The sequence below is a fragment of the Pseudomonas sp. CFBP13509 genome (genome assembly GCF_005233485.1).
Classification (GTDB): Bacteria; Pseudomonadota; Gammaproteobacteria; order Pseudomonadales; family Pseudomonadaceae; genus Aquipseudomonas; species Aquipseudomonas marginalis.
Window position 1 is genome coordinate 1 of the sequence record NZ_QGAA01000053.1, and the last position, 1,018, is coordinate 1,018.

1 protein-coding gene is annotated in these 1,018 nt (G+C 64.7%); it reads right to left on the bottom strand.

Translation table 11 applies throughout. The features are described 5' to 3' along the window. Positions 1-932 (bottom strand): ATP-binding cassette domain-containing protein (locus tag PspCFBP13509_RS31305; RefSeq protein ID WP_137213201.1); only part of this gene is annotated, 932 nt, incomplete at its 3' end. Between the last annotated feature and the right edge of the window lie 86 nt (positions 933-1,018).

A 1,018-nucleotide genomic window follows, 5' to 3' on the forward strand; every position in this document is an offset into this window, starting at 1 on the left:
AGGCTGCCGGCGCTGGCGCGTTCCAAGCCGCTGAGCAAACGGAACAACTCCGTGCGCCCTGCCCCCACCAGGCCGAACAGACCGAGAATCTCGCCCTTGCGCACCTCAAAACTGACCGGCTCACGCAAACCCGGACCCAGCAAACCGTCGACCTTGAGCGCCACCTCACCGTGCTCGCGCGGGCGGTAGTCGTAGATGTCCTGGATGTCGCGGCCGACCATGCAGGTCACCAACTGGTCGTGGGTCAACGCGCTCATGTCGTCGAAGGTGCGCACGTAACGGCCGTCCTTGAACACCGTGACCGCGTTGCAGATGCGGAACACCTCTTCCATGCGGTGCGACACGTAGAGCACCACTTTGCCCTCGTCCCGCAGGCGCGTAATGATCGCCATCAAGCGGTCGATCTCCCGCGCCGACAGGCTGCTGGTCGGTTCGTCGAAGGCAATCACATGGGCGCCACGGGACAGCGCCTTGGCAATTTCCACCAGTTGGCGCTGGCCCAGGGACAGGCGCCCGAGTTTTTCCTCGGGGTCGATTTCATCCGCCAGGCCCTTGAGGCAAGCCAGGGCCTGCTTGCGCAGCAGGCCCCGGTTGACCACGCCGAAGCGCGAGGGCAAATGCCCGAGGAACAGGTTTTCGGCGACGGTCATTTCCGGCACCAGGTGCAGCTCCTGGTGGATCACCGCTACGCCGCTGGCGATGCTGTCGGCGGCGCATTTGAACGCCATGGTCTGCGCGCCGATCTGCACCGTGCCGCTGCTGGGAATATAGGCGCCGCCGAGGATCTTCAGCAGCGTCGACTTGCCCGCACCGTTCTCGCCCATCAGGGCGTGCACCTGCCCCGGGTGGGCGGTGAAGCTGATGCCGTCCAGCGCCTTGACCCCGGGAAAGGTTTTGCCGATAGCGTCGAAACGCAGGGCCGCCGCCGTCATTTCCACAGCCCGATCTTGGTCAGTTCTTCCTGGAAGTTGGCGCGGGTGATCAGGGTCACTTCATCCATGGCCGTGTACTTCGGCGG